General features: G+C 66.1%; 23 protein-coding genes. 13 read left to right on the forward strand and 10 right to left on the reverse strand.

The window, feature by feature from the left end:
* Positions 1-41: 41 nt before the first annotated feature.
* Together KA261_01930 and KA261_01935 are read right to left on the reverse strand one after the other, a co-directional pair.
* Positions 42-254, reverse strand: a complete 213-nt coding sequence (locus tag KA261_01930; GenBank protein MBP7696543.1) for a hypothetical protein — start codon at positions 252-254, stop codon at positions 42-44.
* Between the two features lie 300 nt (positions 255-554).
* Entirely contained in the window at positions 555-1,721 is a 1,167-nt protein-coding gene (locus tag KA261_01935) for a hypothetical protein (protein ID MBP7696544.1), read from the reverse strand.
* Positions 1,722-2,100: 379 nt separating this feature from the next.
* On the opposite strand from KA261_01935, the gene KA261_01940 reads away from it, so the two are divergent.
* Positions 2,101-2,499: a hypothetical protein gene (locus KA261_01940; GenBank protein ID MBP7696545.1), complete on the forward strand. Its 399-nt coding sequence runs from the start codon at positions 2,101-2,103 to the stop codon at positions 2,497-2,499.
* A 200-nt stretch (positions 2,500-2,699) separates the two neighbouring features.
* Positions 2,700-4,199, forward strand: coding sequence for a polysaccharide biosynthesis protein (locus KA261_01945; GenBank protein MBP7696546.1), 1,500 nt, complete (start codon positions 2,700-2,702; stop codon positions 4,197-4,199).
* Between the two features lie 94 nt (positions 4,200-4,293).
* On the opposite strand, the gene KA261_01950 is transcribed toward KA261_01945, so the two are convergent.
* A complete protein-coding gene (locus KA261_01950) occupies positions 4,294-6,588 on the reverse strand; it encodes a hypothetical protein (GenBank protein ID MBP7696547.1) in 2,295 nt (764 codons plus the stop codon).
* Between the two features lie 262 nt (positions 6,589-6,850).
* On the opposite strand from KA261_01950, the gene KA261_01955 reads away from it, so the two are divergent.
* Complete coding sequence (locus KA261_01955; protein MBP7696548.1) at positions 6,851-8,872, forward strand: S9 family peptidase; 2,022 nt, start codon at positions 6,851-6,853, stop codon at positions 8,870-8,872.
* A gap of 245 nt (positions 8,873-9,117) precedes the next feature.
* On the opposite strand, the gene KA261_01960 is transcribed toward KA261_01955, so the two are convergent.
* The 6 genes from KA261_01960 to iorA are packed head-to-tail and all read right to left on the reverse strand — an operon-like array spanning position 9,118 to position 15,675.
* Positions 9,118-10,281, reverse strand: a complete 1,164-nt coding sequence (locus KA261_01960; protein ID MBP7696549.1) for a hypothetical protein — start codon at positions 10,279-10,281, stop codon at positions 9,118-9,120.
* A 39-nt stretch (positions 10,282-10,320) separates the two neighbouring features.
* Positions 10,321-11,217 carry a phosphate butyryltransferase gene (locus tag KA261_01965; GenBank protein MBP7696550.1) on the reverse strand — a complete coding sequence of 299 codons (897 nt, stop codon included), beginning with the start codon at positions 11,215-11,217 and terminating at the stop codon, positions 10,321-10,323.
* Positions 11,218-11,223: 6 nt separating this feature from the next.
* Entirely contained in the window at positions 11,224-12,171 is a 948-nt protein-coding gene (locus KA261_01970; GenBank protein MBP7696551.1) for a phosphate butyryltransferase, read from the reverse strand.
* A gap of 28 nt (positions 12,172-12,199) precedes the next feature.
* A complete protein-coding gene (gene buk, locus KA261_01975; protein ID MBP7696552.1) occupies positions 12,200-13,267 on the reverse strand; it encodes a butyrate kinase in 1,068 nt (355 codons plus the stop codon).
* A gap of 15 nt (positions 13,268-13,282) precedes the next feature.
* Entirely contained in the window at positions 13,283-13,885 is a 603-nt protein-coding gene (locus KA261_01980) for an indolepyruvate oxidoreductase subunit beta (GenBank protein MBP7696553.1), read from the reverse strand.
* A gap of 2 nt (positions 13,886-13,887) precedes the next feature.
* Positions 13,888-15,675 (reverse strand): indolepyruvate ferredoxin oxidoreductase subunit alpha, encoded by a 1,788-nt coding sequence (gene iorA / locus KA261_01985; protein ID MBP7696554.1) that lies wholly within the window; start codon positions 15,673-15,675, stop codon positions 13,888-13,890.
* A 257-nt stretch (positions 15,676-15,932) separates the two neighbouring features.
* Between iorA and KA261_01990 the strand changes: the two genes are divergently transcribed.
* Positions 15,933-16,313, forward strand: coding sequence for a hypothetical protein (locus tag KA261_01990; protein MBP7696555.1), 381 nt, complete (start codon positions 15,933-15,935; stop codon positions 16,311-16,313).
* Positions 16,314-16,341: 28 nt separating this feature from the next.
* On the opposite strand, the gene KA261_01995 is transcribed toward KA261_01990, so the two are convergent.
* Complete coding sequence (locus KA261_01995) at positions 16,342-16,833, reverse strand: manganese efflux pump (GenBank protein ID MBP7696556.1); 492 nt, start codon at positions 16,831-16,833, stop codon at positions 16,342-16,344.
* A 302-nt stretch (positions 16,834-17,135) separates the two neighbouring features.
* On the opposite strand from KA261_01995, the gene KA261_02000 reads away from it, so the two are divergent.
* The 9 genes from KA261_02000 (at position 17,136) to KA261_02040 (ending at position 24,992) form a co-directional block, all read left to right on the forward strand.
* Positions 17,136-17,687, forward strand: coding sequence for an Rrf2 family transcriptional regulator (locus KA261_02000; GenBank protein ID MBP7696557.1), 552 nt, complete (start codon positions 17,136-17,138; stop codon positions 17,685-17,687).
* A gap of 18 nt (positions 17,688-17,705) precedes the next feature.
* Positions 17,706-18,476, forward strand: coding sequence for a Fe-S cluster assembly ATPase SufC (sufC, locus tag KA261_02005; GenBank protein ID MBP7696558.1), 771 nt, complete (start codon positions 17,706-17,708; stop codon positions 18,474-18,476).
* Positions 18,477-18,479: 3 nt separating this feature from the next.
* Positions 18,480-19,916 (forward strand): Fe-S cluster assembly protein SufB, encoded by a 1,437-nt coding sequence (gene sufB, locus KA261_02010; GenBank protein ID MBP7696559.1) that lies wholly within the window; start codon positions 18,480-18,482, stop codon positions 19,914-19,916.
* A gap of 2 nt (positions 19,917-19,918) precedes the next feature.
* Positions 19,919-21,253, forward strand: coding sequence for a Fe-S cluster assembly protein SufD (gene sufD / locus KA261_02015; GenBank protein MBP7696560.1), 1,335 nt, complete (start codon positions 19,919-19,921; stop codon positions 21,251-21,253).
* Between the two features lie 3 nt (positions 21,254-21,256).
* Positions 21,257-21,568 (forward strand): non-heme iron oxygenase ferredoxin subunit, encoded by a 312-nt coding sequence (locus KA261_02020; protein ID MBP7696561.1) that lies wholly within the window; start codon positions 21,257-21,259, stop codon positions 21,566-21,568.
* Between the two features lie 24 nt (positions 21,569-21,592).
* Positions 21,593-22,861: a cysteine desulfurase gene (locus tag KA261_02025; protein ID MBP7696562.1), complete on the forward strand. Its 1,269-nt coding sequence runs from the start codon at positions 21,593-21,595 to the stop codon at positions 22,859-22,861.
* On the forward strand, positions 22,858-23,334 hold the full coding sequence (locus tag KA261_02030; GenBank protein ID MBP7696563.1) for an SUF system NifU family Fe-S cluster assembly protein: 477 nt from the start codon (positions 22,858-22,860) through the stop codon (positions 23,332-23,334). The genes KA261_02025 and KA261_02030 overlap by 4 nt, the downstream gene beginning before the upstream one ends.
* Entirely contained in the window at positions 23,334-23,645 is a 312-nt protein-coding gene (locus KA261_02035; protein ID MBP7696564.1) for a DUF59 domain-containing protein, read from the forward strand. Before KA261_02030 ends, KA261_02035 begins: the two co-directional genes overlap by 1 nt.
* A gap of 150 nt (positions 23,646-23,795) precedes the next feature.
* Positions 23,796-24,992: an efflux RND transporter periplasmic adaptor subunit gene (locus tag KA261_02040; protein MBP7696565.1), complete on the forward strand. Its 1,197-nt coding sequence runs from the start codon at positions 23,796-23,798 to the stop codon at positions 24,990-24,992.
* Positions 24,993-24,994 lie beyond the last annotated feature (2 nt).

Here is a 24,994-nt window from a genome sequence, read left to right on the forward strand (position 1 = left end):
AAAAATACGTGCAAATCACCCCTTGTCAAGCGAATATTTCCCTATGCGTCCATACCCGACCACACGGTCGGATTTCTCTCCATCACACTCACCATCTGTCCGAGCGCGAGACCAAAATACAGAAACACCGCAAGCCCGATCGCCCCGCGCACAACCGCGCTGAGAAGCCAACCGAAACTCACTTCGAAACAGGTGGCCGCCAGAAGCAAGTTGATCGCCGTCACCATGTTCAGCATGCCTACCGTCCTTTCCATCTCACACTCTCCTTTTCTACACCGCTGCCCGCTGTTTCTTCCAGGCCGAGGGGATGGTCCACAGAAGTTTCCTGGATTCGCATGTTCAACATCCATGCCCGGAGCGGCCCGGCGCCCGAAGTGAGCGGGAAGATATTAGGAGACAACAAGATGGACGAAATAGCAATTTGCCCGGCAGCCTACCCCGCGAAATGAACGCAACTTATGCGTCAGCCGATACCCGCCGCCCTGTCCCGCAACAATCGCCAAGCCCCTACATCGCAACAACTTAAAACATCGCCCCGGCCGGAGCAGCCGTTCTCACCATACGTAGTTTATTCGTAGCCGGCCACTAGGCAGCCCGGTTACAAACACCATCCCGCGAAATGACTCCCGCCCGCCGGCCAAAGTCAGCGCCGGATAAAACTTGAGGTGCTCCGCCATTCGCCGCAGCGCGGCTGTCAGCTCCCGCGAATTCGTGTCAAACGCCTGCACGCTCACCCGTCCGCTGGGGTCGACAGCAAAAACCGCCCCGCTCGTGTCGCGGTCGCTGTACACGCGCGCCCCCGGTACATCGAGAGAGTCGCCGGTTGGAAGGCGCGGGACCGGCGGCGCCAGCAGCCCAACGGTATCGGGCATCAGCCGAACGCGCGTCCGCTCGAGAATCGGCGCCCCGGCGCTTGCCTCCGCTCGCCACACCTTCGTCGGATAGATGACCTGCGGGTAGTAGGCGGCCAGCACGAAACAGCGCCCCGCCCGGCGCTCCCCCCGCACGACGAGCGGGTCGTAGGTCGCCCAGAGGGCGGCGTTGAGTGTTGTCTGCGTGAACGAGGGAAGCGTCGAGCGCACCGCCTCGGCCGCCGTCACCCGGCCGGCGCTGTCGATCTCGAGCGCCAGGAGCACGTAGGGATAGACAGAGGCGGTATCCGACCAGTGGAGATCCGCAAACAGCGAGGGGAACTCGACAATCCGCGGCGGGCGGATGCCGTTGAGGGGAAAGGTGTCGAAATACCGCCCGGCCTCGACCACCCGTCCCGTGTGATCGACCGCCGGCAGCGCCTCGGGCGCCGGCCGCATCGGCTCGAACAGGAAATCGACCGGCAGCCGCGACGCGGCCGCCTGACCCTCAAAATGTGCCGGCACAAACGGCAGCGCTGACAGGTACTCCGCGAGGTAGTTGGCGAATTGCCCCAGCGTGGAGTCGGCGGCCGCCGCCCCGGTCACCCGGCCGGACGCGTCGATCTCAAGCACCATCCGCACCAGCCGCTTGTGCGTGAGAAACGGCTGATTCCGCTCCACGGCCACCGGCGGCAGCGGCGCCGCCGGATAGGCCGGCGCGAATCCGTACAGTTCCGCCCGGTCGGCCGCGCGGACGCCCGCGGCTGAGAGCACGCTCAAAACCACCAGCGCCGCCGCCCCGGCCGCGCGCAGCCCGCCCGTACCCGGTCTCGTTTGGGGGAACGCGCTCACCCGATTCACTCCGCTCACCGGTCACTCCCTCAGCTCAGGGTTCTCGCCGCCTCAATTCACCTTTTACACGCATTAAGCGGCTGTCCGCTGCAAAAGACAACGCTTTTCTGCACCGCCGCCGGCGGCCTTTTCGGCCGCCTTCGCCGGCAGCAGTCCCCGAACGTTCCCGGCGCTGCCCCGACACGCCCCGCCCGCGCTGCCCGGCTCTGGCCCGGCCGGTGACGCGGCGGTGTTGTTCCACTTGATGCCCACGTCAATTTGGATTACCATGCGGGTGATTCTCACGCACCGCAAACGTCCGGCGACCGCACGGACCTTGGGGTGGTGGAATCGCTGACGGCAGAGAGGCCGGATTGAAGAGTGTCGTGGCGGCCTGGTTTTGCGAGAGGAGAAGGCTGTGAATAAAGTGGTGGTACGGTTCGCCGACGGTAGAGTAGTCAAAGGTACGACAGCCGATTTCGTCCCGACCAAGGATCTCTTTCATGTGAACGTGATGACCGATCCCGTCGGGGCGAAGCCGATGGAAATTCACACGCGCGACCTGAAAGCGCTGTTTTTCGTGAAGGACTTCACCGGCGACGCGCGCCATGTCCACTCAAATGAATTCGACCCCTCGCGCCCCCCGGCCGGGCGCAAGATCCGGGTGGAGTTCAAGGACGGCGAGATCCTGGTGGGCACGACGGCGGGCTATCAGCCCGGACGGCCGGGCTTCTTCCTCATGTCTGCGGATTCAGACTCAAACATGGAGCGCTGCTACGTAGTCACGGCGGCCACGAAAAAAGTCAGCTTCATATAAAAAGCGACACTTGCAGCGCGCGGCCAGGCGGGCCGGCCTCATTCCGCCCGTGGCTCTCTGGCCGCCGACCCGGGACCGGCCGGGCCCGCCCCGACCTCCCGGCGCCCGCCGGGAACCGTTCGGGCGCCCCCAACCGCCCCCGGTTCAAACTTGCGCCGGCCGGCCGAATCTCCGACACTCCCGTTCAAGGAACATACCCCATGGCCGCATTACGTCGACAGCTCATCCGCAACGCCTTCTCCTCGTGGTTCGCCTACCTCGTGCGCATCGCCGTGACCTTCCTCTTCGTCCCCTACATCGCGGCGGTTCTCGGCGGGAGCCGCTACGGCGTCTGGGTGATCATCTTTCAGACGATCTTCTACTTCTCGCTGCTCGATGCCGGCCTGACCTCGGCGCTGACCCGCTACGTCTCCAAATTCCTCGCCGCGCGCGATTTCGAGCGCATCAACCGCCTCCTCAACACCGCCAACCTGCTGTACTTCTTCGTCGGCGCCCTCGTCTTCCTCGGCATCTTCGGATTCGTCGAGCTGTTCTTCGACTACTTCCGCATCTCCGACCCGGAGACGGTCGCGGAGGGGAAGACGGCGCTGCTGATTCTCGGGGCCTTCCTCGCCTTCAACTTCATCGCCCTTCCCTTCGGCAACACGCTGGGGGCGTTTCAGCGCTACGACCTGGCGAACGCGCTGGCGGTCGGCGAGGAGGTGGTCCGGACGCTCATGATGGTGTATCTGCTCAGCCGGGGGTACGGCTTGGTGGCGCTCGCGCTGGCGATTCTCGTCATGACCGTCGTGCGCCACCTCCTCGGCGCGGGGCTGCTTTTGCAGCGCTACCCCGAGCTCGACATCGGCCGCCGCTTCGTGGAGAAACCGAGCGCGCGGCTGCTCTTCGGCTACTCGAAGATCTCGTTCGGCATCTCCCTGTGCTGGCTCATCCTCTTCAACACCGACGCTTTCCTGCTCGGGCTGATCGGGTCGGCCGCCCTGGCCGGGGTCTACCACCCGGGCGCCCAGCTCATGCGCTACCTGCGCAACCTCATCAACGCCGCCGCCCTTCCGCTCATCCCGGCGGTCTCGCACAAGGACGCGGAGGGGGATTTCGGCCCGGTGCGCGACCTCTACCGCAAATCGGTGCGCTATGTGTCATACGTGTCGTTCGCCCTCGCCGCCGCGGTGGTCGTCTACGCCCGCCCCTTTGTCGATCTCTGGCTGCCGCCGGAATTCGCCGAGGCCGCCGGCGTCATGCAGGTGCTCGTGGTCGGGGCCGCCTTCCTCCTGCCCCAGATTGTCGGCCACGCCATCCTCTTCGGCATCGAGCGCCACGGCCGCCTGCTGGTGGTCCTGATAATCGAAGCGGCGTTGAAACTCGGCCTGTCGATCTACCTCATCCCGCGCTACGGCCTGGTCGGCATGGCGGCGGCGGTCGCCGGGCCGCAGGTGCTCGTGTACACGACGCTGAGCCCGCTGTTCGTGGGCCGCGAGCTGGGCATCTCGTACGTCCGCACCATGGGCCTCACGCTGGCCTCGGCTCTCGCCGCGGTCGCGATCGCCGGGCCGGCCGCCTGGCTCGCCCGCTGGGCGATTGAGCCCCTGAGCTGGACACAGTTCTTCGTCGGCCTCGGCGTCGTCGGGATCTGCGCGCTGGCCGGGGCCTGGCTGATCGCCGAGCGGGAGGACCGCGAGCAGGTGCGCGCCTGGCTGTAGCGGCCGGCGCCAGCTTCGCCGGGAGCCGAAAAAAAGCGCGGCCGCCGCTCCCGCCGGAGCCGCGGCCTCGCTCTCATCGCCGGCGCCCTCGCGCTCAGAAATTGTCGTGCAGGTCCTCGACCATCGCCGCCACTTTCTCCACCGTCGGCAGGCACGCCGCGTCGCCGTCCATGCCGTAGGCGACCCGGCTGTCGATCGCGGTGAGCACCCGCAGCGGGGCCTCGAGGCTGTAGAGCGCCTCGCCGCCCGTGATCACGGCGGAGATCGTCGCCGCCATCCCCCCGTGGAACCGGTCCTCGGTCACGATACAGACCTTGCCGCACTCCCTCGCCGTCCGCCGAATCGCTTCCTCGTCCATCGGCTTGACCGTGCGGAGGTCGACGATTCGCACATGGATCCCCTTCTCCTTGAGCAGCTCGGCCGCTTTCCGGCAGATGTGCACGGTCGCGCCGTAGGTGATGATGCCGACGTCGCTGTGCTCTTCGTCGTACACCTTGGCCACCCCGAACGGAATCAGCTCGTCGATCGGCGGGATCGGCGTTTCCACCGGCACGCCTTCCCAGTCGCGCCGGTTGTAGATGGCCACCGATTCGCAGAACAGCACCGGATCGTCGCAGGCCCAGGCGGTCCGCAGCAGTCCGGCCGCGTCCCAGGCGTTGGAGGGGACGGCGATGAGGAGGCCGGGGATGTTCGCCCAGGTACCGAGGTTCCCCTCGGAGTGCCAGAACGCCCCCGCCCCCTGCTTGTAGCCGCCGTAGGTGGTCCGAATCACCATCGGCATCGTCCACTGTCCGTTCGAGCGCTGGTAGGTGGTGGCGATCCGCTCCTTAAGCTGCTGGTAGGCGGGGGACATGTAGTCGAGGAACTGGATTTCGGGAATGGGGCGGCGCCCCTGGTAGCAGTGGCCGATGGCCCGGCCGAGAATCCCCGCCTCGTCGAGCGGCGTGTTGAAACAGCGCTCGTTGCCGAACTCGCGCTGGAGATTCTTCGACACGAGAAACACGCCCCCCTTCCCCTTCAGCGCCGCCTGCTTCTCCACCTCATGGATCATGTGGCCGGAGAAGTCGGCCACGTCCTCGCCGAAAAGGAGGACGTCCTCGGTCATGCCGAACAGGTCGAAGAGCGTGTAGTTGATCGCGAACCGCATCGTCATCGGGCCGATCGTCTCCGGCAGCTCGGGGGTGGCGAAGTACTTCTTCGCGTGGTACTCCCGGTACTTGGCGGCCCGGTCGACCCGGGACGCCTCCCGGTACTTCCGCCACGTCTCCTGCGTCTTGTCCCAGGTCGAAGCGTAGACCTTGCTCGCGATGAACTCCGTGGTCTTGGGACAATACCCCTTGACCGCCTCGCGCGACTGCTCCGAGACTTCCTTGTCCAGCTCGTCCCAGATCTCCCCGATTTCTTTCGGGGTGATGATCCGGTCGGCAATGAGCGTGTTGCAGGTTTTGAGAATGCAGTCGTTGTAGGTGTGCCAGTCCAGTTCGACCGGGTCCATGTAGAACGACTGGTCGTCCGACCCGGAGTGCGAACCCTCGCGGGTGACGCGGATGTTGGCCAGCACGGGGCCCTGGCCGGACCGGGCGTAGGCCGCCATTTCCTCGGCTCCCCGGATGGCCTCCTTGATCTCAGTGCCGTCGACCTGCATGATCTTCAGCCCGAACCGCTTGAACCCCTCGAAGGGGGTGGTCGGGTCCCCCTCGGGGAACTGCTCTTCGACCGACACCGAGATCGCCCAGCCGCAGTTGTAGATCGCGTAGATGTTGCGCGCCTTGTCGAACACCGAGTAGAAGACCGCCCGCGCGAACTCGTTGCCGCTGGTCGAGCCTTCGCCGATACAGCAGGTGACCACGGCGTCCTGCGGGTAGGCCCCGCCGGGGAAAAACGACTGGGCCGAAATCGGCAGCGGCCACTTGACCGCCGACCCGAGACCGGCCGCCTCGAGCGCGTGCGAACCGGTCGGCGAGGCCTGCGGGAGAATGGCGAACTGGGGGTAGGACGGGTGGGCGGGAATCTGCATCCCCCCCGCCTGTCCCCGGGCGTCGCCGATCGCCTCGAGCATTTTCTCCCGGATCGAAGCGCCGCGGTGCAGGTCGAAGGCTTTGTTTCGGTAGTAGCCGATCCAAGGGTCGTTCGGCCGCAGCGCCTCGGCCAGACACACATCCATCAGCTCCTTGCCGCCGCAGCCGATGAAGAACCGGTTGTACCCTTTGCGCAGCAAGAGCTTCTCCTCGCGCTCGATGCGCCGCGCCAGAAGCATCGTCCGCAACATCCGCCGCAACTGCGCGGGCGTCTTCCCCGAATACTCCTCGAGCGGTTCGGTATCCTTGGGCCGCGCCCCCTTCCTGGGCTCGGCCTTGCGCACTTGTTCGATCAGAGCCAGGACTTCCAAAAGTGCTAACCTCCTGAATGGCTATGTCTAAACATCGATTATCTTGGTCCGTTTAATCAATGTATTAACGCGGCCGCGGGCCGCCTGGTCCCCAAAAATATCGCTTTTTCGGGAAAAGGCAACCAAATTGGACATTTCCGGTCGGCGCCCGCCGCCCCTCCGGCCGCCCCCGGGGCGTGCGACTTTTCCGCTTGTGCCGGAGCGGCTTAAACGCTAGTATCCGCGTGACAACCCGATCTCCATTGGAAAGGAAGCCCCTCTCATGCGAAAAGCCCCCCGTAAGTCTCCTTCCCGCAAGCGGCCGATCGCGGCCGAGGACCTCTATCGCCTCCGCATCCCGACATCCGTGGCCATCTCCCCCGATGAGTCGCGCGTCGCCTACACCGTGGAGCGGATGGACAAGGACGATCTCAAGTACTACAGCAACCTGTTTGTCGGCGACCTCCGCTCCGGCGCGCAGCGCCAGTACACCTTCGGCAAGACGGCCGACGGCTCGCCGCTCTGGTCGCCCGCCGGCGACCGCATCGCCTTCATCTCGACCCGCGACAAGAAGACCGGCATCTACCTCATCGGCGCCGCCGGCGGCGCCGAGCGGAAAGTCATCGACCTCGACGGCGCCCTCGACAGCTTGCAGTGGGCGCCCGACGGCCGGCATCTCGTGTTCGCCCTCCGCTGGAACGACTCTCACTTTATCGAGAAAGAGGAGGACAAGAAGAAGCCGCCCGTTTTCCGCCACATCACGCGGTTGTACTACCGTCTCGACGGTTCCGGGTTCGTGCCGAAAGACCGTTTCCAGGTCTACACCCTGGATGTCGAGAGCGCGGCGCTGCGACGGGTGACCGGCGGACGGCGGGACAACACCCAGCCGGCGGTGTCGCCCGACGGCCGCTGGATCGCGTACATCTCCAACCGCCGCCCCGACCCCGATGTCGACATGCTCTACGACGATCTCTTCGTCATCCCGTTCGGCGGCGGTCGGGAGCACCGTCTCCCTACCCCGGCGGGCCCCAAGGCGGCGCCGAGCTTCTCCCCCGACAGCCGCCTCATCGCCTACATCGGCCACGACAATCCGCGCGACGCCTGGGGAGTGACCAACCACCACATCTGGACGGTCGGCCGCACCGGCTCCCCCAAAGCGGTCGACCTCATGCCGGCGTTCGATCGGATGGCGCTGGACATGACCATTTCCGACCTGGCCGAGGGGCACGGCGTCGCTGTCCCCCGCTGGTCGCCCGACAGCCGGCGGATTTTCTTCATCGGCTCCGATACCGGCCGCACGAGTGTGTACTTCGTCCCCGCGCGCGGCGGCCAACCCACCCGCGTGTTCGACGGCAAGTGCCACGTGAAAGCGTTGTCCCTCGCCGCACCGGCCCGCACCGCCGCCATCATCTACTCCGATCTCGCGACAGCGGGCGAGATCGTGACTTTCCCGGCGGTCCACGGCGGGGAGAAGCGGGCGGTGACCCGCACCGCTCTGAACCCCTTCCTCGTTTCCGAGGTGGTGCTGGGAAAGACGAAAGACCTCATGTTCAGGTCGTTCGACGGCACCGCGGTCCAGGGGTGGATCGTCTACCCGCCCGCTTTCCGGCCGAATCGGAAGTATCCCTCGATTCTCGAAATCCACGGCGGCCCGCGCATGCAGTACGGCTACACGTTCTTCCACGAGATGCAGTGGCTCGCCGCCCAGGGCTACGTGGTCTTCTACACCAATCCGCGCGGCGGGCAGGGGCGCGGCCAGACCTGGGCCGACGCGATCTCCGGAGGATGGGGCGGGCTGGACTACCAGGACTGCATGGCCGCCGCCGACTTCCTCGCCGCACAGCCCTTCATCGACCCGAAACGCATGGGCGTCACCGGCGGCTCCTACGGCGGCTACATGACCAACTGGATCATCGGACACACGGACCGCTTCAAGGCCGCCGTCACCCAGCGCTCGGTCGTCAATTTCATGTCCATGTACGGCGCCTCGGATATCGGCTGGTCGCTCGAGCGGGAGCTCGACGGCACACCGTGGAACAACTCCGGCAACTATGAGAAGTGCTCGCCGATCACCTACTTCACGAACGTCCGCACCCCGGTGCTGATCCTCCACAATGAACAGGACCTTCGCTGCGGGATCGAGCAGGCCGAGCAGATGTTCACGATGCTCAAGCGTCTGCGCCGGACGGTCGAGATGGTGCGGTTCCCGGAGGAGCCCCACGGCCTCTCGCGCCACGGCCGGCCCGACCGCCGCATCGCCCGGCTCACCTGGATCGCCAGGTGGTTTGACAGGTATCTGAAGTGATTCGGCGCCGTCCGAATGCTGCCAAGCCGTCGCCTCGCCCGAGGCGACGGCTTTTTTGATGGAACCGCTGCCGCCCCCGCCAACAGCGCATCAGTATACAGAATGCGCTCCCTGGACCTGACCAAGGGGGCATGCACGGCTCCGGTCCCGCGCACGGCCTCGACAGTTTGTGCAGTATCTGAGAGCAAGGTGCGTTCTTCTCTGCATCAGCTCTTCTTGCAGCTCTCCCAACACTCGCTGTACCGCTAAAAGTACTGAAGTCGTTGCAGATGGCGGTCGGCCCCCGACGACATCGCTCCCCAGACGAGGCTGAGAGACAGCGCGTTGCCCGACAGGTCGCTTCCGCCGTGGGTGACGTAATCGACGATCGTGCAGCGCCACTGCAACCCCAAATACCGGGTGCAACCTCGGTCAAAGCAGACCCGATGAGTGAAACCGAGCCCGAGCGCCGGAGAGTTGATCCATTCGGCTTCGTTGCGGCCGGTGCGCGAAACCGCCCTGATGCCGTCAAACCCGACCGTAGCGAACACGTCCGCGGACCACCGCCTTGCACGGATCACCTCGTATGCTGTCGAGCACCCGACGAACAAGCCCAGGAATTCCTTCGTTTGACGTATCTCGCCGCCTGCGCGCACTCGGTACGGTTCGCTTTCTCCCAGGAAGCGAGCAGCGAAATCCAACCCGCACTCCCACCTGTTGTCCCGGACCGCAAACTGACCTCCTACTTCGAGTTTGTTCCCGAGAACTTTGTTGCCTCCGACAGGTATCCAAATGCCGGTTCTGCCATAAACGTGGACTCGGCGCCGGTACCGTGTTTGAAGAAGGGCTTCGATGCTCGACGTGTAGGTGTCCTGAAGGCACGTGCCCGGCAGCTCGGACCGCGCCAGCCGCCGCAGAATGTATCGGACGTTGTCTACGTAGTACTGCAACTGCACAAACGCCGTGCTATTCGAATCCACACGGGTTTTCAAATCGTCGATGTACTGCGCAGTGAACTCGCTCCACTCGCGCACCGCCGGAATCTGTGACAGGAGATGCTCATTGTAGCTCGGGTAGCGGACGGCCCCGTATCGGGAAAACCCCCACCAGATCTCGGCGATCATCTCAGAATCACACAAACATTCATCGTATGTCCCATCGTCAATCGAAAGCAGCACCACGAGGTTGTCAAAACTTGCCTGCGGACACTTCTCCCTGACACCGGCGACAACCAGGCGCAGCGAGTCCGTCTTACCGTCCCAATATAGCCGTGGGATAACGCGGCGAGCATTGCGCTCCAAGTCCCAGCAATGCGCCAGGGAATCGGAGCGAGCCGCTGCCTCCCCGTGCTGCTGTACACTCTGATGCGCTCCCGCCTGCATCTGCAGCAGCAAAACACCTGCGGCAAGGATACCAACCGGCACGATCATGCCGTACCCCTCCTTCTGCTGTAACGGCTTGCTATGCCCCTACCCCACCGCACAGGCCAGCACGATCGAGTAAAAGACCGTGTCCGCCCCGTCCCCCGCCAGCGGCATCGCCACCGGCACGCGCCCCCCGACCAGAACGCCGCCCATCTGCGCCCGGCCGCACAGTGCCATCGCCTTGTAGACCCCCTGGGCGGTCTCGATGTTGGGCGCGAGCATGGCGTCCGCCCGCCCGGCCACGGCCGAATTCCGGATCCCCTTGCTCTCGGCGGCGGCCGGATCGACGGCGCAGTCAAACGACAGCGGGCCGTCCACGTGCGCCCCTTTGATCTGTCCGCGCTCCGCCATTTTCGAGAGAACCGCCGCTTCCAGCGTCACCGGCATCTGCGGGTAGACCACCTCGACCGCCGCCAGGACCGCCACCCGGGGCGTCTCGATGCCCACCCGCCGCCCGACCCGCACCAGGGTCTCGATCAACGCCGCCTTCAGCTTCAAGTCCGGCTGCGGGTGGGCGAGCGCGTCGGTGAGCAGAAAGGCCCGCGCGTATTTCTCCGGTTTGATCATCGCCACGTGCGCGGCCGTCCCGCCCGGGCGAACCAACCCTGCCCCTTCCGCCAGCAGAACCCGGAGGATGTCGGGAGCGTCGCCGCCGCGGATGACCAGGTCGATCTCGCCGGCCGCCGCCATCCGCGCCGCCGTGCGCGCCGCCTCTTCGGCGGTCGCGGCTTCCACCCGCCGGATCCCACCGAGGGTGCATCCCGCGTCCGCCTCGGCTCGCGCGATCTGCCGAAAATCGCCGATCACCGCCGGCGCGATCAAACCCGCCGCCACGGCGCGCCCGCAGGCGGCGATGACTTCGCCCCGGCCAGGGGCAATCACCGCCGCTCGGAGCGCCCGACCGCCGAGCCGCGCCTGTGTCTGTGTGACAACCTGCTCCATCGCCGCTCAGCTCTCCCACACTCCCTGTTGCGCGTAGTAGTCGGCCAGCAGACAGGCGATCGCAAGCGAGGCCTTTTTGTTGGTCGCCGTGTCGGTGCGCGACACAAGCGACACCGGCGCCTTGGCCCCGACAATGACCCCCGCGAATACCGCCCCGGCGAAATTGACCAGGGCTTTGGCGACCACGTTGCACTCCTCGATCGTATCCACCAGGAAAACGTCGGCGTCGCCGACCACTTCGCCCGCCATGCCGTGCCGCTCCGCCGCTTCCTTCGACATGGCCGCATCGAGCGTGAGCGGCCCCTGGATGACGACGTCGCGAAACCGCTCGACCGCGCGGGGGATCACGTAGTCGAGATCGGAGAGGCGCTGCGGTGCGCCCTCGCCCGGCGTCTCGGTCGCGCCCGACACGGCCACTTTCACCGGCGCCAGTCCCAGCGCCCGTCCCACCCGCACCGCGTTTTCGAGAATTTGCAGTTTCTGGTCCGGCTCCGGCTTCACCACCATCCCCCCGTCGGTCAAATTCAGCAGTTTGTGGTAGCCGGGGATGTCGAGCACCGCGCAGTGCGAGAGCGTGTTGGGGCCGCGCAGGTCATAGGCCTTGTCGAGCACCACCTTCAGCAGGGCCGAGGTCGGGAGAAACCCTTTCATGATCGCGTCGGCCCGCCTCTCGGAGGCGAGGCGGGCGGCGCAGTGGGCCGCCTGGCCGGGATCCGGCATGTGCACGATCTCGCAGCCGCCCAGGTCGAGCCCGTGTTCGCGGGCCAGCGCCCGGATCTTCGCCTCGTCCCCGATCAGCACGGCCTCGATCATGCCGGCCGCACGGCACTGCGCCGCCGCCTCGATCACGTCGGCGTCCTGCGCCGCCGCCACGGCCACCGTTTTCCGGCGCCCTTCGCGCGCGATCGCGATCGCGCGCTCGATCAGCGCCCCGGACGAATGTATCGGGATCATCTCCATACCGTCACCCCGGACCCGGCCCTCAGTACTCCTTCAACGGCTCCCTCCCGCTCAGGAAACGCACGCCCGCGGCCGCCAGCGCCTCCATTTCGAATTCCCCCGGCACGATGCGGAACTCGCCGAGGAACCCGGCGTAGCGCCGGATTTCGCCGCACAGCCGCGCCGAGTGGGCCATCCCGCCCGTGAGAATGATCGCGTCGAGCTGCCCCTCGAGCGCCACCGCCGCCACCCCGATCTCCTTGGCGATCTGGTAGGCCATGGCGGTGAAATACCGCAGCGCCTTCTCGTCCCCATCCTCGATCCGCTTCTCCACCGCCCGCAGGTCCGACTCCCCGATGTAGGCGGCCAGACCGGAGTGCTTCGACAGCTTGTCGATCATCTCCTTCTCGGTGTACTTCCCCGCGTAGCACAGCCGGACCAGTTCGCCGATCGGGAGGGCGCCGGCCCGGTCGGGGGAGAACGGCCCCATGCCGAGAAGGGCGTCGTTGACGTCGATCACCCGGCCGCCGCGGAGCGCGGCGACCGAGACCCCGCCCCCCATGTGGCAGGCCACGAAAGCGGCCGTCGCCAGCGTCATGCCCATCTTCTCCGCCTCCCGCCGGCTGACTTCCTTGATGTTGAGCGCGTGCACCCGGCACTTGCGCTCGATCTCGGGCACGCCCGAGACGCGCGCAATGTCGGTGAAATTGTCAACCGTGATCGGATCGGCGATGAACGCCGGCACGCCGTAGCGGAGCCCCAGGTGGTGGGCGATGAGGCAGCCGAGATTGGAGGCGTGGTTGGAGTAACGCATGGTCCGAACATCGTCGAGCATCTGCGGCGTGATCCGGTAGGAGCCTCCCTCGAGCGGCCGCAGCGGTGCGCCGCGTCCGACCACCGCCGCGATCTCCCCCGCCGCGAGGCCGAGGGCGGCGATCCACGGATCGATCGTCTCCATGCGGAAAGCGAACTGCTCGGCCACGTTGTCGAACGCGCGCAGCCGGGCCGGGTCGTGGCGGACCGTCTCCTCGGCCAGCCGCCGGTCCCCTTCAAAGAGCGCCACCTTCGTCGAGGTCGACCCCGGGTTGATTATCAGCAGTTTCTCAGCCATCGGCCTGCCCGCCGCCTAGGCGTGGACGGGCGCGAGCTTCACCGCCCGGCCCCGGTCGAACGCCGCGAGGTTGACCGGCACGAACTTCTCCTTCACCCGCGCCCGGATCGCCTCTTTCCAGAGGTCGAGATCGAAGGGGAGGTAATTCGACAGCACGCCCAGCAGAATGGTGTTCACCAGCCGCGGGTTGCCGAGTTCGCCGGCGATCTTGTCGGCCGGGACGCCGATGACGCGCCGGGCGACCTTGCGCATCGCGCCGATCGCGTCTTTCGGGTACGTGAATTCCTTCGACGAGGTCACGATCGCCGGGATGAGCGTGGTCTCCGAGACGATCGCCACGCCGTCCCCCTTCATCCAGTCGACCGCGCGGAGCCCTTCGGCCTGCTCGAACGCCATGACGACGTCCGCCTGGCCGTAGCCGATTGTCGGCGAGTAGACTTTGGGCGCGATCTTCACGTGCGAGCTGACTACCCCGCCCCGCTGCGACATGCCGTGCACCTCCGACTTCTTGACGTCGAATCCCGCCTGCATGGCCACCTCCGAGATGATCTCGGAGGCCAGGAGCACGCCCTGGCCGCCCACCCCGACAATGAGTATGTTGAACCGGTCGTCCGCCATGGTCACGCACCCTCCTTCGCAAACTGGCTCTGCAGTTGGATGGCCTCCGTCGGGCAGACCTGCGCGCAGAGCGTGCACCCGGTGCAGAGCGTGATGTCGATCGTCGCTTTGGGCCTGCCCCTCTCGTTGAGCTGCGCGGCGGCCGCGATCGCCGGGCACGAGAGTTTGAAACAGACCCCGCACCCGTTGCACAGGTCGAGATCGACCAGGTAGGGTTCGTCCATGATTCGCTTGGGCATGAGCACGCACGGCCGCGTGGTGTGGATCACCGACGGCCCCGGCTTGTCAATCTCCTCGCGGATCACCTCCTGCATCTGCTCATAGTCGTAGGCGTCGGCCTCGCGGTAGTTCTTGACCCCGAGGGCTCTCACCAGTTGGCCGATGTTGATTTCGTGGGCCGGCTCGCCCATGAGCGTGCGGCCCGTCCCCGGGTGCATCTGCCCTCCCGTCATCGCCGTCGCCCGGTTGTCCAGAATGATCACCGTCACGTTGCTGTGGTTGTAGACCGCATCCATCAGCCCGGTCACGCCCGAATGGAGGAAGGTGGAATCTCCGATGACCGCGACCGTTCCCTTGCCGAATCCCTGCACCTTCTCCATCCCGATCGCATTGCCGATCGAGGCGCCCATGCAGATGCAGGTGTCGAGCGCCTTGAGCGGCTGGAGCGCCCCGAGGGTGTAGCAGCCGATGTCCCCGGTGACCGCGACTCCGAGTTTGCGCAGGGCCATGAACGCCCCGCGGTGCGGACAGCCGGGGCAGAGCACCGGCGGCCGCGGAAACATGTCGGCTGCCGGCGGGATCTCCGCCGCCCGCGGCTGTTCGATCACCCCCGCCTTGAACAGCCCCTCCGCCACCCGGTGCGGCGAGAGCTCCCCCTGCACCCCGAAATACTCCTTCCCCTTCACCGCGATCCCGGCCGCCCGAATCTGCTCTTCGTAGAACGGCTCGAGTTCCTCGATCACGATCGCCTGCTCGTGGGCGCGCACGAACGCGGCGATCTTCTCCAGCGGCAGGGGGTAACTCATCCCCAGCTTGAAGTAGTCGGCCTCCGGCATGACCTCCTTGGCGTACTGGTAGGAGACCCCGCCGGTGATGATCCCCACCCGCGATCCGTTCTCCTCGACCGTGTTCATGGGCGTCTCTTCCGAGAACCTCCGGAGCCGGGCCAGCCGCTCGGCCACCGCCACGTGCCGTTTCTTCGCGTTGGCCGGGATCATGACGTACTTGGAGGGTTCCTTGACGAATTTCTTGTCCGGTCCCTTGACCGCCTCGCTCAGCTCGACGATCCCCTTGCTGTGGGAAATCCGGGTGGTCACCCGCAGGAGCACCGGCGTGTCGAAGACTTCCGACAACTCCAGCGCCGTTACCGTCATGTCCTTGGCTTCCTGCGAATCGGACGGTTCCAGCATGGGCACCTGGGCGAACTTGGCGAAGTGCCGGTTGTCCTGCTCGTTCTGCGACGAGTGCATCTCGGGATCATCGGCCGACACGATCACGAACCCGGCGTTGACCCCGGTGTAGGCGTGGGTCATGAACGGGTCGGCGGCCACGTTCAGCCCGACGTGCTTCATCGCCACCAGCGTGCGCGCGCCGCCCAGCGAGGCCCCGATCCCCACCTCGTAGGCCACCTTCTCGTTCGGCGACCACTGGGAGTAGATCGAGGGATACCGCTCGGCGAGCGTTTCCAGAATCTCGGTCGAGGGGGTGCCGGGATAGGCGGCCGCCAGCCGGACTCCCGCCTCGAACGCCCCCCGGGCTACCGCTTCATTGCCGGATAGTAATTCTCTCATAGATAAAACCGCTCATCGTGGTAGATTCATCTGTCTTCATCGCCGCCGCCCCGGGCCGCGGGCCGGCGCCGCGTAAGTATCGTCTTGCGCACCTGTGAAATCTTTCACATCATAACTGCTGGGACCGGGAGCCGCAAGCGCTTTTCGCCCACCTTCCCCGACCGCGCGCGGCCCGGCCCGGCGCATCCGCAACCCGAAGCGCGGGAGCCTGTATGACTGTGCTTGCTTATGCCGTTGTGACTGCGGTATTCTTGTTGATGCCCGTGGAGAAATCGGAACCGCCCAAGGCGGCCCCCTTCGTGGGACGATACGTCGGCGCCTCCGCTTTCACGCCGGCCGACCCGGCCGACTCCGCTTACGCTGAAACTGTCGACGTCTGGTTCATCTTCGACGCCAAGGCGTATGTCTATGGCGAGGGGGACACGATTCCCGAGGATGAGGCCGGCGACGGCGGCGGACCGTACCGGTGGACCGATTCCACCGTCACACTCGAGGGAGCCTACCCGAAAATCCTCCGCCCCGCGATCGTGCTCCGCGGCGCATTCACCTGGCGCGTGACCGGCGACACGCTCTTTCTCTCCCAGCCGTCCGCCGCGGGCGCCGCAGCCGGGTACCGCCTCCGCCTGGTCCGGCAGTGAGGGGCCACCGGCGCACCGGCGTTCCGCCCTATCCCACCACCGCCCGAACCGCCAGCGCGATCAGAATGACGCCGCCGATCACGCCGGCGATCCGCCCCAGCTTCATCCCGACGGCGTGACCGAAAGCCAGCCCGAGAACGGTCATCCCGGCGGCGACCACCCCGATCACCATCGATGGATACAAGATCGCCACCCCGACCAGCGCCAGCGATAACCCGGCCGCCAGGGCATCAATCGACGTGGCGACCATTAATACGAGCAGGCTGGCGCCGCGGGTTGGATCCCCCTTCCACTTGCGGACTTCCGGATTCGCCTGCTCCCAGATCAGGCGGGCTCCGATTGCAAACAGCACAGCCGCGGCCAGCCAGCGGCCGAAACTCCCCACCCAACCCGTGAGGTAACTTCCTGCCATCCAACCGACTATCGGCATCCCGAACTGCATGAACCCGAAATGCCAGGAGAGCCGGAAAATCGTCCACCGGTCAATCGCTCCGGCTGTGACTCCCACCGCGATAGCCACGCCAAAAGCATCGAGCGCCAGGGCGAACGCAAGGGCGACGACGTTGATTAAGTCGATGTCTTGTCTACCTTTCCATCGGGTTCTCCGACCCCTATAGGTAGCGTATTCCGTTGTCCGCCGCAAGCTTTTGTGAAACCGGAATTTCTTGCTTTTTTTCACCGGTCTTGACCTCCATCAAGGGAACCCGCCGAGAAATTTGCAGTTATTGGACGTAAAATGTTTACATTTGCGTAAACTTTTTGTATAATGGATCCAAGAGCTAAATATTGCCCGGTGTCAATCAGATTCCGAGAGGCCTGTTGATGAGAATATCCTCGCTCGAAGAGTATGGACTGCGCTGCCTGCTGGCGTTGGCCCGCCGAGGGGCGGATGGCCAGTTGTCGATCAGCGAGATCGCCGACCTGGAAGGCCTCTCGGTCCCGTATGCCTCCAAGCTTTTGGCGATACTGCGCAAAGCCGGACTGGTGACCGCCGTGCGCGGCCGCAGCGGCGGCTTCTGTCTCGGCCGGGAGCCGGAACGCATCACCCTCCTTCAGGTCATGACCGCCCTGGGCGGCCCGATCATCGACCCCGACCACTGCGCCCGCTTCAGCGGCCGGCGGGAGGTGTGCGTGCATCAGGACGACTGCAGCGTCCACCACGTGCTCGACACGCTCGCCGCCTACATCGCGGACATTCTCGGGCGGACGACGCTGCAGGATCTGGTGGCGCGCAGCGCCGGGCGTCCGGCGGGACCGGGGCTCATCGGGGCCGAGCAACTGCTCGGCGGCGCGGCCGCCACTACCGATATCACCCCCCGCCCCGCCGAGATCGACGGGCTGGCCCGTGACACACAGAGTCAACAATCACTCTAGGATGAAGGAAGACCCATCATGTCTGACCATACACCGCTGTTCTCTTTCAAAGATGTCCACGTCGAAGTCGATGGCAAGGAGGTTGTCCGCGGCGTCTCCCTGACCGTCCGCCCCGGCGAAGTCCACGCCATCATGGGCCCCAACGGTTCGGGGAAATCGTCGCTCTCCCTGGCCCTGATGGGCCACCCGTCGTACCGCATCACCGCGGGCGAAGCCTGGCTCGAGGGGCGGAACCTCCTGGAGATGGAAGCCGACGAGCGTTCGCGCGCCGGTCTCTTCCTCGCCTTCCAGTACCCCCTGGCCATCCCCGGCGTCACGGTCGCCAACTTCATGCGCGCCGCCGTGCAGGCCCACCGGGGCAAGGGAGCCGACATGTCCGACTTCCGGAAAGTTTTCCTCGCCCACATGGCCGAGCTCGGCATCGACCGCCAGTTTGCCGCCCGCTACCTCAACGACGGTTTCTCCGGGGGCGAGAAGAAGCGCATCGAGATCCTCCAGATGACCATGCTCAAGCCCGCGATGGCGCTGCTGGACGAGACCGACTCCGGTCTCGACATCGACGCTCTCAAGATGGTGGCCGAAGGCATCAACCGTTTCCACACCGAGAGAAACGGCGTGCTCCTGGTGACCCACTACCAGCGCCTCCTGAACTACGTCAAGCCGGACTACGTGCACGTCATGTCGCGCGGCCGGCTCGTCAAATCCGGCGGTCCCGACCTCGCCCTGGAGCTCGAGGCCAAAGGCTACGACTGGTTGGTCGGCCCGTCGGCCGCTGTCGCGGAGGTGTGACCCATGGCGGAAACGGCAAAACAGAATCAGAACGCCGGCCTGGCCGCGCTCAACGAGGACTACGCCGCCAAGTACGGCTTCCGCGACCCGGTCGACTATTTCCACAAAGGGGCCCGCGGCATCAACCATGAGGTCGTCGAGATGATCTCCCGCATGAAGGGGGAACCCCGCTGGATGGCCGACCGCCGCCACGAGGCGCTCGACATTTTCCTGGCCAAGCCAATGCCCCGGTGGGGGAACACCGCCCTGCTCAACGAAATCGACTTCGCCAACATCTTCTACTTCATGAAGCCGATCGAGAAGAAGGGCGAGACCTGGGACGACGTCCCCGAATACATCAAGAAAACCTTCGACCGCCTCGGCATTCCCGAAGCCGAGAAGAAGTTCCTCGGCGGCGTCTCGGCCCAATACGAATCGGAGGTCGTCTACCACTCGATGAAGAAGGACCTGATCGACCAGGGCATCATCTTCCTCGACATGGACTCGGGCCTGCGCGAGCACGAGGCCGTTGTGCGGCAGTATTTCGGCTCCGTCATCCCCTCCCACGACAACAAGTTCGCCGCCCTCAACACCGCCGTCTGGTCGGGCGGCTCGTTCATCTACGTGCCGCCGGGCGTCGACGTGAAAATCCCCCTCCAGGCCTACTTCCGCATCAACGCCGAGAACATGGGCCAGTTCGAGCGCACCCTCATCATCGCCGACAAAGGCTCGCGCGTCCACTACATCGAGGGCTGCACCGCGCCCGTCTACTCGACCGACTCGCTCCACTCCGCGGTCGTCGAACTGATCGCCCTCGAGGGCGCCTACATCCGCTATACGACCATCCAGAACTGGGCCCGCAACATCTACAATCTCGTGACCAAACGGGCGACCGCCCACGCCCGTGCCACGGTCGAGTGGGTCGACGGCAACATCGGCTCGCGCCTGACCATGAAGTACCCGTGCATCCAGCTCGTGGGCGAAGGCGCGCGGGGAGAAATCCTCTCGGTTGCTTTCGCCGGCATCGACCAGCACCAGGACGCCGGGGCGAAAGTGATCCACGCGGCGCCCCATACCTCGTCGCGCATCACCTCGAAGTCGGTCTCGAAAGACAACGGCCGGGCTTCCTACCGCGGCCTGGTCAAGATTCACAAGAACGCCGCCCACGCCAAGGTGTCGGTCGAGTGCGACGCCCTCCTCATCGGCGCGCAGGCCCGCTCGGACACCTACCCGACCATGGAAATCGACCACGACCAGGTGCGCGTCGAACACGAAGCCCGCGTCTCCAAGGTCGCCGAGGAGCAGCTCTTCTACCTCACCAGCCGGGGTCTGACGGAGGACGAGGCCCGACTGCTGATCGTCAATGGCTTCATGGAACCGTTCACCAAGGAGCTGCCGATGGAGTACGCGGTGGAGCTGAACCGCCTGATTGAACTCGAGATGGAAGGCTCGATTGGATAGCCATGAGCACGACACCCACTCTTGACACTGCCGGCGCCGAGCACGCCATCCCGGATTTCGCCCCCGGCCTGGCCCGCGGGCCCCGGTGGCTGCGCGACGCCCGCCGGAGCGCGGCCCAGATTTTCAACGCCGCGCCGTTCCCGCGCCGCGGTCTGCACCTCTGGCGGTACACCGACCCCGCCGCCTTTCTCGCCCCGCACGGGTCGGCCGCCGACCACCCGCCGGTCGAGGACCGCGACGCCATCATCGGACTGGAGAAGCAGCACGTCGACAGCGGCGCGCTCGCCGCACTCGCCGTCGACTACGCCGGCCGCGAAATATCCACGTACGGCGCCGACCGGCTCGCCCGCCGCGGCGTCGTCATCCAACCCCTCTCCCTCGCCGTCGACCAGCACGGCGACCTGGTCGAACAGCACCTCTACCGTCTCGTCGGTCCCGACCTGGGCAAGTTCGAGGCCCTCAACGCCGCCCTCTGGAATGACGGCATCTTCGTCTATGTCCCCGAGGGCGAGACGATCGATCGGCCCATCCACCTCTTCCGCGAGGGCGGCGACCGCTCCTCCGTCTACTTTCCGCGCCTGCTCGTCATTGTCGGCCGCAACGCCGAGATAACTCTGATCGACGAGTACGCCGGCGGCTCGGAGGACGTTTCCGGGGGCGTGACCCACGTCAACGGCGCCGTGGAGATCTCCGCCGGCGACGACAGCCGCGTCCGCTATGTGAGCGTGCAGCGCCACGGGGCGGGCGTGAACATGTACCTGACGCACCGGGCCGAGATCGGGCGGGACGCCCGCGTCCTCACCGTCCCCCTCGCCATTGGCGGCAACATCACGAAACAGAACTTCGGCGTTCTGCTGGCCGGCCGGGGAGCCGACAGCCGCCTCCGCGGCATGCTTTTCGGCTCGGGCGGGCAGCACTTTGACAACCACACGCTCCACGCCCACGGCGCCGGCAACTCCACTTCGACCATCGATTTCAAAACCGTGCTCCGCGACCGGGCCGTCTCCGCCTACACCGGGCTCATCCGCATCGAGCAGCACGCCAAAACCTGCGAGGCCTACCAGGAGAACCGCAACCTGCTGCTCAACCGGGGGCCGAAAGCCGAGACCATTCCCGAACTGGAGATTCTCAACGAGGACGTCAAGTGCACTCACGGCGCCACCATCGGCCCGATCGACCCCGAGTCGGTGTTCTACCTCGCCTCGCGCGGGATCCCGCGCGACGTCGCGGTGCGCATGATCGTCTCCGCCTTCGTCGAACCGACGCTCCGGCAGATCCCCGATGACCTGCGCGGCCGCCTGGCGGAGTTCATCGAGCGCCGTCTGGAGGGCCTATAGATCATGGCGCCGTATCACAAAATCGCGGCCGTCGCCGACATCCCGCCCGGCACGATGAAGGCGTACCGGGTGGGCTACGCCGACGTCCTGGTCTGCAACGTGGGCGGGCGTATCTATGCCGTAGCCAACGAATGCACGCACGACGGCGCCCCGATCTCCACCGGCCGCCTCTTCAAGGAGCAGGTCGTCTGCCCGCGCCACGGCGCACGCTTCAACGTCGCCACCGGCGCCGTCGAGGCCCCGCCCGCGATCCTGCCGCTGGACACCTATGAAGTCAAAGTGGAAGGTGAGGACATCTACGTCGCCGTCGAGTGAACGGCCGTGATGGGAGGTCAACCGATGAAACCACATGCCGCCGCCCCCTCTGCCGCGCCGCTGACGGCGCTCGATATCGAGCGCCTGCGGGCCGACTTTCCCATCCTGCACACAACGGTGCGCGGCCGCCGCCTCGTCTATCTCGACAACGCCGCCACCACCCAGAAACCGAATGCGGTGATCGAGGCCGAAAGCGACTACTACCGTACCTCCAACGCCAACATCCATCGCGGCCTGCACCACCTCTCCGAGCGGTCGACCGAGCTGTACGAGCGCACCCGCCAGCACACCGCGCGCTTCATCGGCGGCGTCGACCCGCAGGAGATCATTTTCACCCGCGGGACCACCGAATCGATCAATCTCGTCGCCTACACGTGGGGGGAGGAGAACCTCCGCGAGGGAGATGAAATCGTCATCACCCAGATGGAGCACCACGCCAACCTCGTCCCCTGGGTGGAGCTCGCGCGCCGGAAACGCGCTGTCCTCAGGCAGATTCCGATTCAGCCCAACGGTACGCTCGACCTGGCGTCGCTCGACCGGCTCATCACCCCGCGCACCCGGCTGACGGCGGTCTGCCACATGAGCAATGTGCTGGGCACGATCAACCCGGTGAGCGCGATCGCCGCCGCCGCCAAGCGTTACGGCGCGGTGGTGCTGGCCGACGGCGCCCAGGCCGCTCCGCACCTCCCCGTCCGCATCGGCGAGCTCGGGGTGGACTTCTATGCCTTCTCCGCCCACAAAATGCTCGGCCCCACCGGCGTCGGCGTCCTGTGGGGACGGCGCGCGCTGCTGGAAGCCATGCCGCCCTTCATCACCGGGGGCGAGATGATCCGCGAGGTCAGTCTCGACCGCGTCACCTGGGCCGATCTGCCGAACAAGTTCGAGGGCGGCACGCCCAACATCGCCGGCGTCATCGCTTTCGACGCCGCGCTGAGCTACCTCGAGGCCCTCGGCATGGACCGCGTGCGCCGCCACGAGGAGGACCTGACCCGCTACGCCCTTGACCGGCTGCAGACGCTGGCCGGCCTGGAAATCCAGGGGCCGACCGATCCCGCCCGGCGCGGCGGCGCCATCTCGTTCACCGACCCCGACCTCCATCCCCACGACATCAGCACCTTCCTCGACTCCCGCGGCATCGCCATCCGCGCCGGCCACCACTGCGCCCAGCCCCTCATGCGCCTCCTCGGCAAAATCGCCACCGCCCGCGCGTCCTTTTACATCTACAACGACGAAGCCGACGTCGATGCCCTCGTCGACGCCCTCCTTGAGATGCGGAGGTATTTCGGGTTATGACCAATCTCGATGACATGTATCGGGAGGTGATCCTCGACCACTTCCGCTCTCCCCGCGGAAAGAAACCGATCACCCAGCCGGACGTCGCCTCCCACGGCCACAACCCGGCCTGCGGCGACGAACTGTCGCTCGCCCTGGAGATGGCCGACGACACCGTGAAGAGCGTCCACGTCGACTGCAAGGGCTGCGCCATCTCCACCGCCTCCGGCTCCATTCTCGCCGAGGTCATCAAGGGCCGGTCGCTCGAGGAGGCCAAGCGTATCGCCGGCATCGTGCGCAAAATGCTCAAGGGGGAGGAGACGGAAATCCCCGACGATCTCGGCGACGTCGAGGCCCTCCGGGGCGTCTGCAACTTCCCGGTCCGCGTCAAGTGCGCGCTCCTGGCCTGGGTCACTCTCATCGAGGGCCTGAGGCAGTATGAACAGGGCCGCCCGGCCGACCCGCCGAGCGTCTCGACGGAGGAGTCCGAGTGATGCCCGCTCCGACCAAAGAACAAATCATGGAAGTGCTCCGGCCGATCTACGATCCGGAGATCCGCCTCGGTATCGTCGACCTCGGCCTCGTCTACGACGTGGTCGTTCACGACGGCGGCAAAGTCGAGGTCAAGATGACCCTCACGACTCCGGCCTGCCCCTACGGCGAAATCCTCGTGGCCCAGGTTCACCGGGAGGTCGCCGCCCTGGAGGGCGTGCGCGAGGTCGAAGTCCTCCTCGTCTGGGATCCCGTGTGGGACCCGGAGACGATGGCCTCCGATTACGCCAAGGACGTCCTCGGCATCTGGTGAGGGGCGGCGCGCTCTTTGGGCGCGTCGCCCGGCCGCTCCCCCCCGACCCCGCCCCGGGCGCCAACTAATCGCTTGCGCACCGCCCGGCCGGTGAATACACTGGTGCGTTTGCATCCGTGCTTTCAACCGCGGCGACCGAAGCGAGAACACATGAGCGAATCCGACGGCCGGCCCGACATCGGCTCCCTGCGCATCGACCGCAGCCGCAAGTACCGCGACCGCCCCCGCCGGAGCGTCGGGCGCTGGATCGCCTGGGCCGCGATCCTGGCCGCACTCGTCGCCGGCTACTTCGCCCTGCGCGAGTTTATCCAACCGACTCTGAAAGTCCGGACTGCCGCCGCCACCCTGCTCACCGGATCGGAAGCCTCCGCCGACCTGGTCGCGACCGGCTACGTGGTGGCCCAGCGGAGCGCCGAAGTCGCCTCCAAGGGCACCGGGCGGCTTGCCCGCCTCGACTTCGAAGAGGGCGACCGTGTGCGCGTCGGGCAGGTGATCGCGGAACTCGACAACGCCGACATCCGCGCCCAGCGGGAACAGGCGCGCGCCGAACTGCAAGCCGCCGAGGTCGATACCCTCACCGCCGGCCGCCAGCATCGCCGGGTCCGGGAACTCTTCGCCTCCGGAGCCGTCACCCAAATCGACGCCGAGGGGGCCGAATCGGCCTACCTGACCGCCCTGGCGCGCCTCGCCGCGGCCCGCGCGGCCCTCGCCGCCGCCGAGGTGGCTCTGGAAAACACCTACATCCACGCTCCCTTCGACGGCACCATTCTGACCAAGAACGCCGATGTCGGCGAAATCGTCGCCCCCTTCGCCTCCTCCGCTTCCTCCAAAGGCTCGGTCGTCACGCTCGCCGACATGAACTCCCTTGAGGTGGAGGCTGACGTCTCCGAGTCGAACATTCAAAAAATCGTCGTCGGGCGCCCGGCCGAGATCGTCCTCGACGCCTACCCCGCCGTCTGCTACCCCGCCCGCGTCAAGAAGATCGTTCCGACCGCCGACCGCGCCCGCGCCACCGTGCTCACCAAGGTCGCCTTCGACTCGCTCGACAGCCGCGTGCTGCCCGAGATGTCGGCCCGCGTGAGTTTCTTCCTCGAGACGCCGGCCGAGGGAGCGCCGCCGCGCGCCCCTGTCCTCGTCGTGCCCAAGGACGCCCTCACGGTCCGCGACGGCCGGACGGTGGTGTTTGTCGTCGGCCCCGACAACTACGTCGCCGCCGTCCCGATCGACGCCGGGCGCGAGCTGAACGATTACACCGAGGTGAAAGGCGGCTTGACCGAAGGCGCGGTCGTCGTTTTGGACCCGCCCGGCAAGCTGCAGACGGGCCGCAAGGTCGAAATCACGTACTAGGG

This window comes from Candidatus Zixiibacteriota bacterium, from assembly GCA_017999435.1.
GTDB lineage: Bacteria > Zixibacteria > MSB-5A5 > GN15 > FEB-12 > JAGNLV01.

Bases quoted from the DNA above. Each gene is read 5' to 3' on its own strand.
- KA261_02040 (MBP7696565.1), top strand. From the start codon at position 23,796: ATGAGCGAATCCGACGGCCGGCCCGACATCGGCTCCCTGCGCATCGAC.
- KA261_02025 (MBP7696562.1), top strand. From the start codon at position 21,593: ATGAAACCACATGCCGCCGCCCCCTCTGCCGCGCCGCTGACGGCGCTC.
- KA261_01945 (MBP7696546.1), top strand. From the start codon at position 2,700: ATGGCCGCATTACGTCGACAGCTCATCCGCAACGCCTTCTCCTCGTGG.
- KA261_01980 (MBP7696553.1), bottom strand. From the start codon at position 13,885: ATGGCGGACGACCGGTTCAACATACTCATTGTCGGGGTGGGCGGCCAG.
- KA261_01955 (MBP7696548.1), top strand. From the start codon at position 6,851: ATGCGAAAAGCCCCCCGTAAGTCTCCTTCCCGCAAGCGGCCGATCGCG.
- KA261_01965 (MBP7696550.1), bottom strand. From the start codon at position 11,217: ATGGAGCAGGTTGTCACACAGACACAGGCGCGGCTCGGCGGTCGGGCG.
- KA261_02035 (MBP7696564.1), top strand. From the start codon at position 23,334: ATGCCCGCTCCGACCAAAGAACAAATCATGGAAGTGCTCCGGCCGATC.
- sufC (MBP7696558.1), top strand. From the start codon at position 17,706: ATGTCTGACCATACACCGCTGTTCTCTTTCAAAGATGTCCACGTCGAA.
- buk (MBP7696552.1), bottom strand. From the start codon at position 13,267: ATGGCTGAGAAACTGCTGATAATCAACCCGGGGTCGACCTCGACGAAG.
- sufD (MBP7696560.1), top strand. From the start codon at position 19,919: ATGAGCACGACACCCACTCTTGACACTGCCGGCGCCGAGCACGCCATC.
- KA261_02020 (MBP7696561.1), top strand. From the start codon at position 21,257: ATGGCGCCGTATCACAAAATCGCGGCCGTCGCCGACATCCCGCCCGGC.
- iorA (MBP7696554.1), bottom strand. From the start codon at position 15,675: ATGAGAGAATTACTATCCGGCAATGAAGCGGTAGCCCGGGGGGCGTTC.
- KA261_02030 (MBP7696563.1), top strand. From the start codon at position 22,858: ATGACCAATCTCGATGACATGTATCGGGAGGTGATCCTCGACCACTTC.
- KA261_01970 (MBP7696551.1), bottom strand. From the start codon at position 12,171: ATGATCCCGATACATTCGTCCGGGGCGCTGATCGAGCGCGCGATCGCG.
- KA261_01990 (MBP7696555.1), top strand. From the start codon at position 15,933: ATGCCCGTGGAGAAATCGGAACCGCCCAAGGCGGCCCCCTTCGTGGGA.
- sufB (MBP7696559.1), top strand. From the start codon at position 18,480: ATGGCGGAAACGGCAAAACAGAATCAGAACGCCGGCCTGGCCGCGCTC.
- KA261_01930 (MBP7696543.1), bottom strand. From the start codon at position 254: ATGGAAAGGACGGTAGGCATGCTGAACATGGTGACGGCGATCAACTTG.
- KA261_01960 (MBP7696549.1), bottom strand. From the start codon at position 10,281: ATGATCGTGCCGGTTGGTATCCTTGCCGCAGGTGTTTTGCTGCTGCAG.
- KA261_02000 (MBP7696557.1), top strand. From the start codon at position 17,136: ATGAGAATATCCTCGCTCGAAGAGTATGGACTGCGCTGCCTGCTGGCG.